The organism is Peribacillus muralis (genome assembly GCF_001645685.2).
In the GTDB taxonomy this organism is placed as follows: Bacteria; Bacillota; Bacilli; order Bacillales; family DSM-1321; genus Peribacillus; species Peribacillus muralis_A.
This window is the reverse complement of record NZ_CP017080.1, coordinates 1,772,999-1,787,698: the sequence shown is the minus strand read 5'-3', so window position 1 is coordinate 1,787,698 and position 14,700 is coordinate 1,772,999. Positions and strand designations below refer to the sequence as shown.

At 41.1% G+C, this 14,700-nt stretch carries 12 protein-coding genes; all 12 read right to left on the bottom strand.

Translation table 11 applies throughout. The annotated features are described in order from the left end of the window. Positions 1-76: 76 nt before the first annotated feature. Entirely contained in the window at positions 77-1,264 is a 1,188-nt protein-coding gene (locus tag ABE28_RS08565) for an amidohydrolase (protein WP_064464516.1), read from the bottom strand. A gap of 455 nt (positions 1,265-1,719) precedes the next feature. Next, entirely contained in the window at positions 1,720-2,673 is a 954-nt protein-coding gene (locus ABE28_RS08560) for a DMT family transporter (protein WP_064464518.1), read from the bottom strand. A gap of 639 nt (positions 2,674-3,312) precedes the next feature. Continuing rightward, positions 3,313-4,269 carry an MBL fold metallo-hydrolase gene (locus ABE28_RS08555; RefSeq protein WP_083231998.1) on the bottom strand — a complete coding sequence of 319 codons (957 nt, stop codon included), beginning with the start codon at positions 4,267-4,269 and terminating at the stop codon, positions 3,313-3,315. Positions 4,270-4,488: 219 nt separating this feature from the next. After that, positions 4,489-5,730, bottom strand: coding sequence for an MFS transporter (locus ABE28_RS08550; protein ID WP_083231997.1), 1,242 nt, complete (start codon positions 5,728-5,730; stop codon positions 4,489-4,491). A 297-nt stretch (positions 5,731-6,027) separates the two neighbouring features. Next, on the bottom strand, positions 6,028-6,924 hold the full coding sequence (locus tag ABE28_RS08545; RefSeq protein WP_257390745.1) for an alpha/beta hydrolase: 897 nt from the start codon (positions 6,922-6,924) through the stop codon (positions 6,028-6,030). A 126-nt stretch (positions 6,925-7,050) separates the two neighbouring features. Then, positions 7,051-8,148, bottom strand: coding sequence for an FAD-dependent oxidoreductase (locus ABE28_RS08540; RefSeq protein WP_064464523.1), 1,098 nt, complete (start codon positions 8,146-8,148; stop codon positions 7,051-7,053). Beyond that, on the bottom strand, positions 8,145-9,539 hold the full coding sequence (locus tag ABE28_RS08535) for an MFS transporter (protein ID WP_156775709.1): 1,395 nt from the start codon (positions 9,537-9,539) through the stop codon (positions 8,145-8,147). The genes ABE28_RS08540 and ABE28_RS08535 overlap by 4 nt, the downstream gene beginning before the upstream one ends. Before the next feature lie 170 nt (positions 9,540-9,709). Further along, entirely contained in the window at positions 9,710-10,456 is a 747-nt protein-coding gene (locus ABE28_RS08530; RefSeq protein ID WP_064464527.1) for a GntR family transcriptional regulator, read from the bottom strand. Further along, positions 10,456-11,145: a 3-oxoacid CoA-transferase subunit B gene (locus tag ABE28_RS08525; RefSeq protein WP_064464529.1), complete on the bottom strand. Its 690-nt coding sequence runs from the start codon at positions 11,143-11,145 to the stop codon at positions 10,456-10,458. The genes ABE28_RS08530 and ABE28_RS08525 overlap by 1 nt, the downstream gene beginning before the upstream one ends. Beyond that, on the bottom strand, positions 11,138-11,833 hold the full coding sequence (locus tag ABE28_RS08520; protein WP_064464531.1) for a 3-oxoacid CoA-transferase subunit A: 696 nt from the start codon (positions 11,831-11,833) through the stop codon (positions 11,138-11,140). The genes ABE28_RS08525 and ABE28_RS08520 overlap by 8 nt, the downstream gene beginning before the upstream one ends. Positions 11,834-11,849: 16 nt before the next feature. Further along, entirely contained in the window at positions 11,850-12,800 is a 951-nt protein-coding gene (locus ABE28_RS08515; protein ID WP_064464533.1) for an MBL fold metallo-hydrolase, read from the bottom strand. A 79-nt stretch (positions 12,801-12,879) separates the two neighbouring features. Next, a complete protein-coding gene (locus ABE28_RS08510; protein ID WP_064464535.1) occupies positions 12,880-14,610 on the bottom strand; it encodes a CocE/NonD family hydrolase in 1,731 nt (576 codons plus the stop codon). Positions 14,611-14,700: the final 90 nt, after the last annotated feature.

Here is a 14,700-nt window from a genome sequence, read left to right as displayed (position 1 = left end):
AATTCCTTTCCTTTAGTGCAAAGCAGTCAGCCTCCCCTTCGAACCGAAGCTTCTGTATATCTGTACCATATTCCTCTTAATCTAACTTAAAATAACCGCAAACAACATATCCTACTGCCTTTGCTGCCACGAGCAAGGCATCCTCATCGATATCAAATTTAGGGTGATGGTTAAAATAAGGTTTCGTTACTCCTTTAGGTGTACAAGCAATGTAAAAGAAGCACGATGGGAATTTTTCTGCATAGTAAGCAAAGTCTTCAGAAGGCGGCATTGCTGGAAATTCCTTCACTTCTTTAATATCTTTATCATTTGCATTCTTGAGAAACCCAGCAACCTTTTCTGTCATTTCAGGATCATTATATAAAGGTGGATAATCATTGGTATAAGTTAGCTCACATGTAACCCCAAATTCTTCTTCAAGTCCTTTTACGAGGCGCTTTACCTCTTTTTCAATCGTCGCTTTCGTTTCGACCGTCATATATCGGATATCCCCTTCAAGCTCCACGCTATCTTTAATGACATTGAAGGTCCCTTTTCCGTCAAAAGAGCCAATCGTTATTACACCAATATCAAAAGGGCTTAATCGACGGCTAATAATCGTCTGGGCAGCTGTTACGAAATGAGCGCCAGCTACAATGGCGTCATTTGCTAGATGTGGCGAGGAACCATGTCCACCTCTACCTTGCACTTTTAGTTTCATATACGCTCTGCCGTTAAAAGAATATCCTGCGTGATAGCCAACAACTCCTGCCGAATCAATTGGCAGCAGATGGATGCCGAATATATTATCCAAATCGTCAAGCACGCCAGATTCTATAATACTCTTTGCACCACCTGGTGGAACTTCTTCGGCATGCTGATGAATGATTTTTATTGTACCAGGAATATCAGCTTTTAATTGGATGAGGCAATCGGCTAAGACTAACAGATAGGCTGTATGAGCATCATGGCCACACGCGTGCATAACTCCTTCATTTTTTGACTTAAAGGGTACATCCGTTTCTTCGACGATTGGAAGTGCATCAAAATCAGCTCGTAGTCCGATTTTTTTTCCGGGCTTTCCCCCCTTGATCGTCACGACAATCCCGTATCCATTCCCTACATTCGATTGAACTTCTACGTCTTTTCCTTTATAAAAATCACTAATATATTGAGCTGTCTTTTTTTCTTTAAATGATAGCTCAGGATTTTCGTGCAGGTATCTACGAATTTCAATCATTTCTTCCTTACGGGATTCTAACATTTCCATTAATATATTTCTCATCATTTCTTCTTCCCTTCAACTGAACTTCACTAATGTGAGAAAACCTTCTGTAATTGGATACCGCTTGGTGCCTACCGGTGATTTTTTTGAAACAATAGTTTCTTTAACGGTATCTCCTGGCACCATAAAGATAAATGTTTTGATTAAATACGGCAAAATCAATCCATGGGATAACTTTACCCTTTCCAATTTTAATGAAAACAATCAGCACTATGATTGTGACAGCCAGTAATTTAAATGGTAAAACGGGATTGTCCACCTAAATCCGCCCCGCAATTAAATAGGTGTTTGCTGGCAGTCAGGGGTATGGTCGATCAGGTTGGTTGAACACTTCATTGGACTATGTATCATCAATATTATATAAAGATTTCTGCTTCCTAGCTCTATAAGTGGTTTCTTCCTGATATTTTTTGGTTGAAAGGAGGTTCTCCATCTGTACCCAGTTGCCTGAAACATCAATGATTGGACTCTTTTGCACTTCCAGAAACCATAAGTGAACCCATAAGTACTATTAATGCACCTATAATGAATTGCAAGCTAATAGGGGCACCTATAAATATAATTTCGGTTACAATTGCCCAAAAAACATATGTATTGTTGAGAGATTGACCTCTGGCAGCACCGATTATGTTAATTGACATGTAGTATAACGAATAATTAGCAGCTCCCAATAAGCCTGCTATCACTATTAGCCATACTATCTTAGATGAAGCAGCTTCAAACACTAAAGGATAACCATCTATTAATGACACAATAAATAGCCCATAACATAATGCAGAGGTCATCTGCCTTATATTAATGGCATATAGAGGCACGACATCTTTTCCCTTCATCCCCCAAGCACCGATCACCCCTTCAAGTCCCCAAAATATGGCAGCTCCCAATGAAAACAATATTCCAATGTAAAAATGACTATCGACGTTCAACTCCGTCGGACTATAGGCCAATATAATTACTCCGATGATACTTAAAATTATGCCAAACCAGGTTCTCCTGTTCATTTTTTCCTTCAGAAAAGTGAAAGCAAGCACCGCACCAATACCGGGAAATATGGAAGAAATGCTCGCCGCATATGTTACTCCTACATATTGAATACCTAAAAAATAAAAGGTCATGGCCAAAGGTCCGCCAGACAATGCTCCCATAACTAAAATGGCACCGCTTTTTGTTTTAAGTAACTTCAATACACTAATGAATTCACCTTTTATGATCATCAATAAGGAAATCCATAACGCAGAGAAGAAGTCATGCATGAATGCCGCTATTATTGGCGCAAGAACGATCGACTGTTTAAATGGTGTGCTTGCAATAATAATGCCTATTAACACCGTATCTATCCCCCAAGCAACAGCTGAACCTGCCCCTAGGCCGATACCCATTCTAGCTTTTTTCATACTTTTTACATTCATTTGCTCAACCTCTTTTTCAAAAATTCATTTCACCTGAAGCAAGCAAAATGAGGAATCAGCTTTGTTCTATGATGAAGGATTTCATTCAATTATCGACCGGATTGCATTTTGGTTTACTAAAGCTTAAGCAGACCAACTGACTATATTTTTGTTAATTATCGCTTCTACGCCTTATAATGCTCGCCTATTCATGTATAGTTAATGTGACCATCAGGAAAAGAGTTTATTCGTCTTCATGTAGCGCAAATAAAACTCGAAAACTGCAAATAAAGATTCATAAAGTCAACGAGAGAAATGTTGGATTTCTGCATATCGAAGTCTCATATTGAACGAACTGCTTGGGATGGCTCTGAAAATGAACCTCAGCGAATTTATTGCCCCCTTACAAATAACTTTCAACAATTAAAGTCATTTGCTTTTTAAAAAAATAAAAAAGACGACAGCTTATTCCATAAAGAAACAAACCATCACCTTTTCAACAATTCGCGATTATTATGTGCATAAATATCCTTATGGAGTTACTATCAAGTATGTTTCCAATCTAATAAAAGAGAATAGATAGGGTTCAGTTATTATCTTTAAGGAAAGATGATCGTTTTTATCAGAAGCACCGCATTATCAACACGGATTTGATCCTCATTAATAATACTGCCAAATTCCATTTTCCATTTCTTTATTAATTTCCCCTTGTATTTCAAGATAATCGAGATAACCAATAATTTCAGACATAATATTGAAAAACTGCTTTTCGTACCTTTCATTAAAACGGAGTCGGGCAATGTCATTTCCAGTTGAAATCCCCGATTTGATGATGTTCAAGTATATTTTAGCTTTTTCATCCAACCCTATTATTCTTTCTTTTAATATATTTACAGGATTTTGCAAGATATCACCGTGACCTGAAAAGATGAACTCCACATTCAATGATATGCACTTTTCCAATGAATGCTTTTGCTGGATCAAGGAATTTGTACGCACTCCATCTAAATATGGTTCAATGAAGGCATTGATGTCCATATGTGCAATTAATAAATCCCCTGAAAATAACCATTTACACTTCCTATTATAAAAGGCAATCTGGTCAGGAGCATGTCCGGGGATATCCAATATATCAAAGTCAAACAGCAGGTCTTGAGCCACTTGAATTTCACATTCGATTTTTTTATCTTCTGTTAATAGAATTGGATTGTGTAAATCGATTACTTGTCGATCACCGAATTTACCGCACCCCATTCGGCGGTACAGATTTCTGAAAAATTCTTCCCTCATTTTTATGTATTCACTGTCTCTTTGCAGTATAGGGATGGCGCGAGGATGTGCATATACGGGAATGGGATTGGCAGACACAATCCGATTGACCAGTCCAATATGGTCTGTATGATGATGGGTTAATAATATCGCTGAAATATCAGTCAATGTATAATGATTTTCCTTCAGAATTTCTTGCAGGGAATGCCAGCAGTCTTCAGTGTCCATCCCTGCATCAATTAATATTAAGGAATCTTGATATCTAACTAAGTAAAAGTTGATGCTCTTCAGCTTATTGCAAAATGGAACAATTATTGGAAATACATCCATATTGTTTTTTTTCAACAATACTCTCCCTCCAATATACCGTTTTCCTGAAAGCAGCCTTTATACACATACGCAAGCTTTGCGGAATTTCCAATCACAATCAAATGTAAAGAGGAAAAGAAGATTGTCTTAAGCTGGATTTACCGCCTCCGATGTTCAACACATTCACTCGATAAAAATAATTAAGAATTTCCCATTCGGTTGAGATCTTGAAACGAAAATCTAAGTTCACGATGGGTTTTATATAGCACTTTCAATCTCCTTGTTGCTCCTAACCTTTACAGGTGCCGATTCTTTAAGGAATAGTGAGAAAACAAAAGCAAGGAGTCCGCCTCCAGCGCTTATCCAAAGCGGAGCTGTAAGACCCCAAGCATCACCAGCCATGCCGCTATACAATGGACTAAGAACGCCGCCAACGATTTCCGTAGCTGCAAGAATAAATCCTATAGTAGCTGCAGCATATTGGATTGGAACCGTTTCTGCCGGAATTGTAGTCGTAAACATGGTTAAAGTTCCAATCCCTGAAACAAAAACAAAGATCAACACGGATATTACTACTACGTTGTCAACGTACATTAGTGTAAGCGGAACGAATAAGGTTAGGACCCCAAATATAAGAGATGTCGGTTTTCTACCAATACGATCTGAAATGGCTGGAACGATAAACCCCCAGATTGCATTTCCGGCACCAAAGGCTGCCATTACCATACTCATTGTACTTAACGACAACTGCTTCACATGAATTAAGTAAAGAGGTGCATAAATGGAGAAAGGCAGAAGAAATATCCAAAAACTGCACGATACAATAACACAAAGCCAGATATTCCGATTTTTCAATATTAGTCTAATATTTATTTTTTCATTTGGAATCGCGGTAGTAATGTCTGTATCCGAATATTTTGGGGGATTCTTGACAACCTTCCAAATGAAAAATGCTATAAATATGCCTGGAATGACCGTTAAATAAAATGCGGTTCGCCAATCAGTTGCATTTGCCAAGGCAACAATAACCAGAGGTGCCAAGAAACCTCCGAAAACTCCGTATGAAGTGCCCGCAGTAAAACCTAAGTTGAACCCTCGACGTTTTGGCGAAGATTCTACTGATAATATGGACGAAGAAATTGGGATAATCGGTCCTTCGGCGATACCCATAAGCAAGCGTAAAATAATCAAAATTCCAAAGGTTGCTGCCAATCCATGAGCTAAAGATAAAAATGAAAATAACAGAACCATAAAAGCTAAGACACCTACCTTACTTTTCACCCTGTCGGAGATATAACCTACGATCGGCCCGGAAAGTGCCCATGTAATCGCTAATGCTGAAGAAAGCATCCCGATTTGGGTATTTGTCAGGCTAAAATCTTCTTGCATGAATGGAATAAGATAATTAATAGCTAGTCGATCAAAGAAGACAAACCCGATAGAGAAGAAGAAAATTGCGGTTAATTTATTCTCATAGCTCCAACACTTTCTTTTTTCCACTAATAAAAACATCCTTCCTGAAAAACATGTTTTATTAAAGCTATTAATATAAGGTGCTAGCGTTCCATCTGAATTTCGAAGCTAAACGAGGCTGTCCATTCTTTTGGACATAAACGCGCGGTCCATAAATTGACCAAATACATCGTTGTCATAATGTGTGATTTGTAATGTTTACATAGAACGGAAGTGATCAAGCGCAACACTTTTGGATAAGGTTGCGAAATCACTTCCTATTAAAATCTGTTAATCTATCGTAGCGAACGGGACAATCTCAAGGTGTGACAGGTTTTAGGCTTCTTATTTCGATCTTAAAAATTCAGCTGTACGTTTATACACGTCGCTGTATTCATCTAAGTGCGTAAATTTGCCTAAGAAACCATGAGTGGCACCTTCATACCTTTTTGTTTCGACATGTACACCGCATTTTTTTAATTTCTCAGCAAATAGTTCTCCTTCATCACGGAAAGGATCATATTCTGCAGTGATTACAAGTGCAGCAGGGAGATTATCTAAATTATCTTCTCGAATTGGTGAAACATAAGGATGATCCGTATCTGCATTTCCCATTAGATAAAAGGAATTAAGTTCTGCTAATTTATTGCTTTCTACGAAATATCCCTTTCCATTTTCAACTAAGGATTTATAACGGAATTCACTGAAGTCAAGATCTAATGATGGATAATACAACACTTGTTTCGTAATGGTGAAATTGCGATTGTCACGGGCCATTAGAGATACGGCAGCAACTAGGTTTCCACCAGAACTATCCCCTGCAAGGGCTAGATTCTGCCCGTCCCATTTTAATTCATCCCTGTGTTCCGCGGCCCATTTTGTGACATGATAACAATCATTTAAGGCAGCAGGAAACGGGTACTCCGGAGCTAGCCGGTAATCAACAGAAATTACTTTACATCCGGATTCCTGACAAATTTGGCGAACGATCTCATCATGGCTTTCTAAATTCCCAGAGAAAAATGCGCCCCCGTGGAAATAAATTATCAACGGATAAGAATCGCTTTCATGGGGTGTATAAATTCTTACCGGTATATTTGTTTCTGGACTCGGAATCGAATTTTCTTCGATACAATAGACTTGGACACGTTTTTCAACAGGTAAACTAGGTGCATTGAACGCTGTTCTATGTTCTTCCGGAATGATTTTATGGTTAGAAACGGATTTCTGAATGTAATTCAATACCTTTTTTATTTCGGGATGTACAGGCAATTGTGATACCTCCTTATTCCTTTTCAATAACTAATGAAAACCAAAAATAATTTTAATATTCTGTAAATTCAGCAACTAACTCTATCCTTCGATTTTTTAGAAATGCGCCTTTTCCGGGAATGCGGTTTCCGCTTCATCAGTTGGGAACAGTCGGGACAAATTCTGATAGAGCTTCGTAATCGGTTTACGTTGTTCTTCGTAATTTTGCAATGCTTCTGCTGGTGTTTCCGCTTTAGCAATCTCTTCTGCTAAAACATCCGCATCTTGGATGGCCATATTCGCCCCTTGGCCCTGGTTGTGAAGCATTGCGTGAGCAGCATCCCCAATTAATGTTACACACTTAGTGCTCCATGTTGTCATTGGTTCAATATCACATAACGGACGTGTTACGATATCTTCCAATTTAATATTTTCAATGATTTTTTGAATGGTAGGTCCAAAGCCCTCAATACTCTTCATGATTTCTTCTTTCGTCATTTCTGGACGCCAGGAGAACTTTCCAGGAACAGTAATATCAACAGAAACTTGCTGACGGTGTTCTAATGGCAACAAATAAACTGAATTCTTACCGTCTACAAAAATACGTAAGATGTTTTCTTCTGAAGACATGCCAAGCACTTCATCATTAGAAACCAGTACACGGTGGGCTAGGTAACCAGAATATACTGGATCATGTTGACCCAAAACTTGTGCCCGAATTGGTGAACGGATCCCATCCGCTGCTACCACGATATCCGCTTCAATTGTTTTGCCATTGGCAAATTTCACTTCCGCGTGGTCACCGTGATCAATCATTTCCGTTAAACAATGGTTTAAATGAAGTTGATCTGCTGGAATATGAGCGATTAATGTATCCAGTAAATCAGCCCGGTGAATCAAACGAGCGTACGCTTCGGATTTATCATCCGTCAACACCGGCCATGCTTCTTTAATGAATACTTGGTCATCTCCCATTATGATTTCCATGAAGTCACTGCGTGAAGTTAATTTTTCAATATCCTCATACAAACCCCATTTTTTGAAGCAGTTTACGGTTGGAGGACGGATACCGATACCTGCACCAACCTCTCCTAAGGCAGGTGCCTGCTCATACACGTCTGCACGAATTCCTTTCGCTTTTAGTGCCACTGCAGCTGACGAACCACCTATGCCGGCTCCGATAATTGCAATCCTTAATCCCGATTTTGATTTCATAAATATTTCCCTCCTATGCCATTTCTTTTATTTTTTCTGTGAGTTGAAAATTTTAAAGGAACAAATGAAAATGCAATGGCCGCAACAATGCCTGGAATCGCAAACGAAATGAAATTCATTTGTACTGATAAATTAAGAGATACAAGGATTCCCCCGAAAGTTGGACCAATGATCCCGCCAATCCTTCCAATTCCAGAAGCAAGACCAACGGCAGTCGAGCGCATTAATGGAGGATAATAGTGAGAAACAAAGGAATATGAAATGTTTTGAGCCCCCATTGTGCATGCGCCAGTAATGGCAACCAGCACATATAATATGAACATGTTATTTTTAAGACCAAGAAGCATCAAGCATATGGACGCCATTAGAAACACCGGAACGAGCACATTTTTAACCCCATATTTATCTGCAAGACTACCAAGTATTAACGTTCCAATAATGGCCCCAATATTTAACACAATTACAAAACTTAAAGAGGAACCAAGGGCATAGCCGGCACTGAACATCAAATTAGGGAGCCAAATAGTTAACCCATTGATCATTAACAAACACATGAAAAAGGCAATCCATATCATCACTGTACCTAATGCCCGATCGTTTTTAAACAAACCCAAGACAGGAGAGCCAGATGATTTTTCATTTATTATAGCTTCAAACTCGATGTCCTGGGAAAGCAAGAACTTATTATTCACCTTTGAAAGAACTAAACGAAGTTCGTCCACTCTCCCTTTCATCAAAAGAATTGAGGGAGAATCATGAAAATGCTTGACCATGTAAGGAATAAGCATAAGAGGTATCACACCTACCCAAAATACCCTTTGCCAACCTATTACAGGCATAACGTAGATCCCTATCAGGGCGGCCAAAATACCGCCTACGGAAAAGCAGCACATCACCATTGAGACCATCATGTTTTGCTTGTTTTTCGGTGCATATTCTGTTAATAAAGCAATCACATTCGGTAAAACACCGCCTATCCCCACTCCTGCAACAAACCGGAAAACAGAAAATATGGATGGACCATGTGCAAACGCACATAAAAACGTAAAGATGCTAAATATAAACACGCATAGAATTAGGATATTTTTCCTTCCCAATCTGTCAGCCAAAATTCCAAAGAATATAGCACCCAACATCATCCCAAGAAAGCCATAACTTCCAATGGCACCTGCTTGTACAGGTGATATGGCCCATTCCTCCATCAGGACAGGTAAGACAGAGCTATATATAACAAGATCGAACATATCAAAAGTAATGATCAAGCAGCAGCAAATCAATATCCCTAAATGAAAGCGGTTAAATTCTCCTTCATTCACAACGTCGGTAATGTTTATTTGAGACACCCTAACCCCCCCTGCCGTATAAAGTACAAACAATTCATATAACAACATGCCTTCCCTTTTCAAGAAAGATCGACAAACTCCAAAACTCTCCTTTAAATCATGGAGTTTGTCCGCAGCCTGAAAGCTTATTCTCACCCTTTCCTACCCACGTTTTCAAACAAATTGGTTCATTGATTGTTCCTGCCATCCTGACTTTTTCGTGGTTCCCACCAAATATCTTACCGGTTCACTGTGAAAGAAAACTTATAATCGTCAGCTATATGGACTGCCCTTCTCCAGCCTATGAGGCGATCATTTCTTGAGTACAGCTTCGTCTCGATTATAAGAGTCGGGTCGCCATTGTTAATGCCTAATATCTCTGCTTCCATACCACTCGCTCCTGACGCACAAATCAGGTGGTCACCCCGGGAGATGTAAATGCCCTGTTCTCTCTCAAGAAGCACGAAAACACTTTCAGCCTCCTCGAGTTCCAGTGCATCTGGCAGGAAATCCTCCGCGACTACAAGATACGTCTGTGTCCATACTAGCGGTTTCCCTTTGAGCAAGATTAAACGAGAAGTCCTCAAGACTTTATCACTCGGCTCAAGATTAAGGATTACGCACAACTTCTCTGTGGGTAACACATGATCCACACTTAATATTTTTGAAGTACAATCTAATCCTTGATCGCGAAGGAAGCCGACCAATCCTCCTAACTCGAGACCTGGAGGACGAACGGGAAGTGCCTGAACAGGAAAGGTTCCTTTCGCCCGCTCCCGGTAAACGTACCCCTCATTGGCAAGTTCCTTCAATGCTTGACGAACAGGAGCACGGCTTACATGAAAACGTTGAACCAGCTCCTGCTCTGTACTGAACGGTCGCCCAGTTGCCCCTTCGGCTGCCTGAAGTTCCTTAATGAGGATTTCCTTGATTTGTTTATAAATGGGCACCGATGAACTGCGATCAATGGTGTATTTTTTTATCATTACTGCACCTCCAGAGTATTAGCTTTCACATTATTTGACGCACGAATCTTAAGCGGAGCAGCAGTACATGCCTGTAGATATTCGAACGTAACGCCTGGGGCGAGTTCATGAACGACAAGGCCATCGTCAGTCACGTATATCACCGCAAGGTTTGTATAGATACGATTTACACATCGTGATGCAGTCAGTGGGTAAGTACATTCCTCCACTATCTTCGGCACTCCCTTACTCGTATGCTGCATACAAAGAAAGACACGCTTACTGCCAACGGTCAAATCCATGGCGCCGCCAACACGGCCAAGGGTAGCATCAGGCAATTTCCAACTGGCAAGATCACCGTACATCGAAACTTGGAATGCACCAAGCACCGCTGCATCAAGATGTCCGCCGCGAATCATCGCAAAAGATTCTGATTGTGAAAAGAAGCTGCCACCAGGCTTTAATGTAATAGGTTCCTTACCAGCATTCACAAGGTCCATATCCTCTTCACCTGGTTCTGGCTTTGGACCTAGCCCCAGCAGTCCATTTTCACTATGAAGGATGATTTCCCGATCTTTAGGGATCACTTCAGCGACAAGAGTCGGGAGTCCGATGCCAAGATTAACGAACCATCCATCTTCCAGGTCAAGCGCCACTCGAGAAGCTAGCTCCATCTTTGTCCATCCTACCCCCAGTTGTTCATTACTCATTCACTAAAACTCTCCCTTCACTTTGCGCCTTTAGTTTTACTAACCGATGTACGTATACGCTCGGTGTTACGATTGTTTCAGGATCTATTTCTCCAACTTCCACGATTTCATCTACCTCAGCGATTGTAATCCGTGCAGCGGTTGCCATTACCGGATTGAAGTTACGCTGCGTCTTATTATAAACAAGATTACCCCAGCGGTCTGCCCGCTGTGCCTTGATAAAAGCGTAATCACCTTTTATTGCATGCTCTAAGAGATGTAACCTCTCATTGAATATACGCGTTTCCTTGCCTTCTCCTAGTTCTGTGTGAGCAGCCGTTGGGGTATAAAAAGCTGGTACACCTGCTCCCCCGGCACGGATACGCTCCGCTAATGTTCCTTGAGGAACTATTTCTAATTCAATCCGCCCTTCTTCTATACGCTGGATCAGTTCGTGGGCATGCGGCCCAACAGGAAAAGAGCAAATTATCTTTCGCACTTGGTTATTGCTGATAAGTGCAGCAACACCGTCACTGACTGCGCCGATATTATTGGATACGACTGTCAAGTCATTCGCCCCTCGCTCCGTAAGGGCACTAACAAGGTGCGATGGCAGCCCGCTTCCGCCAAACCCGCCAACGAGTAATGTTGCTCCATCTTTCATATCAGCAACAGCTTTAGCTGCACTTTCGTACTTCTTTTGAATCATCTCGGTATTCCTCCTTTCATTTATTATGAGTACCAATCAGTTCTTCTTGATATCCATTAAGCGTTACAAAGAAAGCACAAGGCAGATGATTTGGATTGCCTGTATAGTTCAATTCAGCCGCAATCGATCGGAATGGTCCATATATGCCAACATTGTCATAGGACGCTTCATTTTCTGTCATATGCCGACTGACAACAAGAGCTAACTTCGCATCCATTTCAAGACTCGCTTGAAGAACAGCCGTAACCTCATCTTCGTCAATTTGCGGACTAAGTACCTTTCCTTTACCGTCCCGGAATTTATGTCCTAAGTACAAGCGGTTCGGACGCACATTCTCAAGAAGATGCTGTAAACTTTTTCGATATAAAGCAGGGTGTTCAATTGTAGGAATGCCGCTCTGCGCCCCTCCGTATATTTGTACAGCGTCAGCTGCAAACGCCCATTCCAATCCATCAAGGACAAAAGTCACAGATCCGATAGAGTGTCCTGGCGTTTCCACTACCGTTATCGAAACTTCACCGCCTAGTGAAATCTTATCGCCATCAACGACTTCTAAGGTTGGTTCCAAATCTCCTCCGATATCATTCATCAAAATCGCCGCATGCTTCTTCTGGATTTCATGGTCCAAATATTTACCTTGCAGCCCAGTATAATCAGTAAGGTGTTTTGCGCGATCACGAAGTAAATAGGCTTCCTTCTTTGAAATCACAACTTCTGCACGGCCACCGGTTTTCTCCCAAATCTTGCTGGCACCGCCTAAATGATCAACATGTCCGTGGGTAAGGAGAATCCAGCGTATATCTTCGATCCGTAAACCATGCTCGGCAAGAACTGTTTCGATTTCACAAGAAGCCGATGAGGCAATTCCAGTATCGATAAGAGCTGGCTCAGGCGCGTCGATATAATAGACATACGCAGAGGTTGAACCAAATTTGCATTCAATCGGAATAATGCGTACTGAAGTCATGCTGTTCACTCCTCTAATCATATTGTGACCACACCCCCTTCTTGCTAGGAATGGGGAGCAGCCAAATGCTTCACTTATTTTACTTATTTGCTTTCCCATACAGTACGTTGTTAGGCTTGTTCAAAACATTTAACTCATTTGGAATGACTGGCAATACTAGACGAGAATGGTGGTCATTATCTCGATAGATTTTATGCGTTGTTGCACGACCACTGGGTAAGTGATAGCTATCCGGCGGCAACAATTTTGCATCTTCCCCATCTAGCGGTTCGTTACAGGCAAGTTCCAATTCAATGCGATGACCTGGCTTGATTAAGAAGGAGAATGGATATAAACGAATCGCGTACTCGATAATTTCACCAGGTTCTACTGGGACCGTTCGGTCATGAGGGTGCCATGGCTCGCCAAATTTCGATTTTGCCACGTCCAATTCCCGATGGGATGCTTTTAAATAGCCTGATGTCATCATGGTGCGTTTTCCGCTTGGGCTTACATCGTAAAGCTTTGCGATAAAGTTCGTATCATCCGTATCGATTTCCACATGTACGTATAAAGCACCTGTCCCTGTCATTTCAACTGGTTCTTGGAATCTATCACTAGTCCATTTAATTTTTTCAGATATTGTTGTTACTGTTAATGGCGCTTGGTAGAAGCCATCAGGATGTGCATATTCAGAAGTCAATGGCTCTGGTTTGTCGCTAATTTTATGACGAGGACGTAAGTAGAACTGCTTCTTTTCTTCAAATGGCAATGGCCATTCGTTTTCACCGCGCCATTTGTAAGAACCTTCTACTGAAAACTGTACAGCCGGCTCCTCCATAATACCTGTATCAATTCCTTTTAACCAGTAATCATACCACCGGAACATATCGTCATGGCATTCGTGGAACGGACGCTCCAGCATTGGAGGCAGCGCTTGAATATCAAGCTTCTTTATTCCAGATACTTTTTCGAAGCATTCGAGTGTACCTTCAACGTTCCAGCCACGGCCCCATTTCGCTTGAAAGTAAGTTGGAATTGTTATTTTATGTGCTACTTCTATAGCAGAATTAGCTTTCCAAAACTCGCCATCTAGTGGATTTAATAAATAATCCATCCATAATTCATGACGGTCTTGATAATGAAGCAGGTGAACGAAATCCGACCAATGCGAAATATCCGGATCACGTAAGCGGTCTTGCGTCATTCGTTCTAGCTCATCCTGAGTGAATACTTTTGAACTCTTACTCGCTACGTTAGTGAATGCGTTTCCGCTATCGCCCCCGCGTCCTTCACGAGAAGCACGCGGCATTAGCCACATGATTCCGCCATGATAACAAAGTTCATAAAGATCGAAGTGACCACCGTTTGCAAAGATCGCCTTTAAGTGCGGCGGTTGCTCTGCTGCACCTAGAATTTGAACAGATGCAAAGTATGAAATTCCAATCATTCCAATGTTGCCATCGCACCAATCTTGTTCTGCCAACCATTCCACGATGTCATAAATGTCTTTGCCATCACCATGACCGCCAGAGTTATAGTTACCGCACATCTGACCTTCCGAGGCACCTGTACCACGAACGTCTGCAATAATATGGGCATACCCTCGTGATACCACTTCACGAATATCCCCTGCTTCAATTGCTCCGTTCCAAAGATGGCTTGGGCGCGCTTGTGGAGGTAAAGTTAACGCCTGCGCTTGCAATTCTTTTCCGTATGGACTAAGCGCCAGCAAAGCCGGTACTTTTCCTATGCTTTCTGGACGGTATATATCTGCAGAGATGTGCACTCCGTCACGCATTTGCATGCGTGCATCCTTAGTGATAATCATCTTAATTTCTCTCCTCTTCTAAGTCCTTCCGAGTATGTTTTGAATCGTTAAACATGTTAATTATAGGCAATTAAATTAAGTATGAAGGTC

Bases quoted from the DNA above. Each gene is read 5' to 3' on its own strand.
- ABE28_RS08565 (WP_064464516.1), bottom strand. From the start codon at position 1,264: ATGAGAAATATATTAATGGAAATGTTAGAATCCCGTAAGGAAGAAATG.
- ABE28_RS08560 (WP_064464518.1), bottom strand. From the start codon at position 2,673: ATGAATGTAAAAAGTATGAAAAAAGCTAGAATGGGTATCGGCCTAGGG.
- ABE28_RS08540 (WP_064464523.1), bottom strand. From the start codon at position 8,148: ATGAAATCAAAATCGGGATTAAGGATTGCAATTATCGGAGCCGGCATA.
- ABE28_RS08535 (WP_156775709.1), bottom strand. From the start codon at position 9,539: ATGTTGTTATATGAATTGTTTGTACTTTATACGGCAGGGGGGGTTAGG.
- ABE28_RS08530 (WP_064464527.1), bottom strand. From the start codon at position 10,456: ATGATAAAAAAATACACCATTGATCGCAGTTCATCGGTGCCCATTTAT.
- ABE28_RS08525 (WP_064464529.1), bottom strand. From the start codon at position 11,145: ATGAGTAATGAACAACTGGGGGTAGGATGGACAAAGATGGAGCTAGCT.
- ABE28_RS08520 (WP_064464531.1), bottom strand. From the start codon at position 11,833: ATGATTCAAAAGAAGTACGAAAGTGCAGCTAAAGCTGTTGCTGATATG.
- ABE28_RS08515 (WP_064464533.1), bottom strand. From the start codon at position 12,800: ATGACTTCAGTACGCATTATTCCGATTGAATGCAAATTTGGTTCAACC.
- ABE28_RS08510 (WP_064464535.1), bottom strand. From the start codon at position 14,610: ATGATTATCACTAAGGATGCACGCATGCAAATGCGTGACGGAGTGCAC.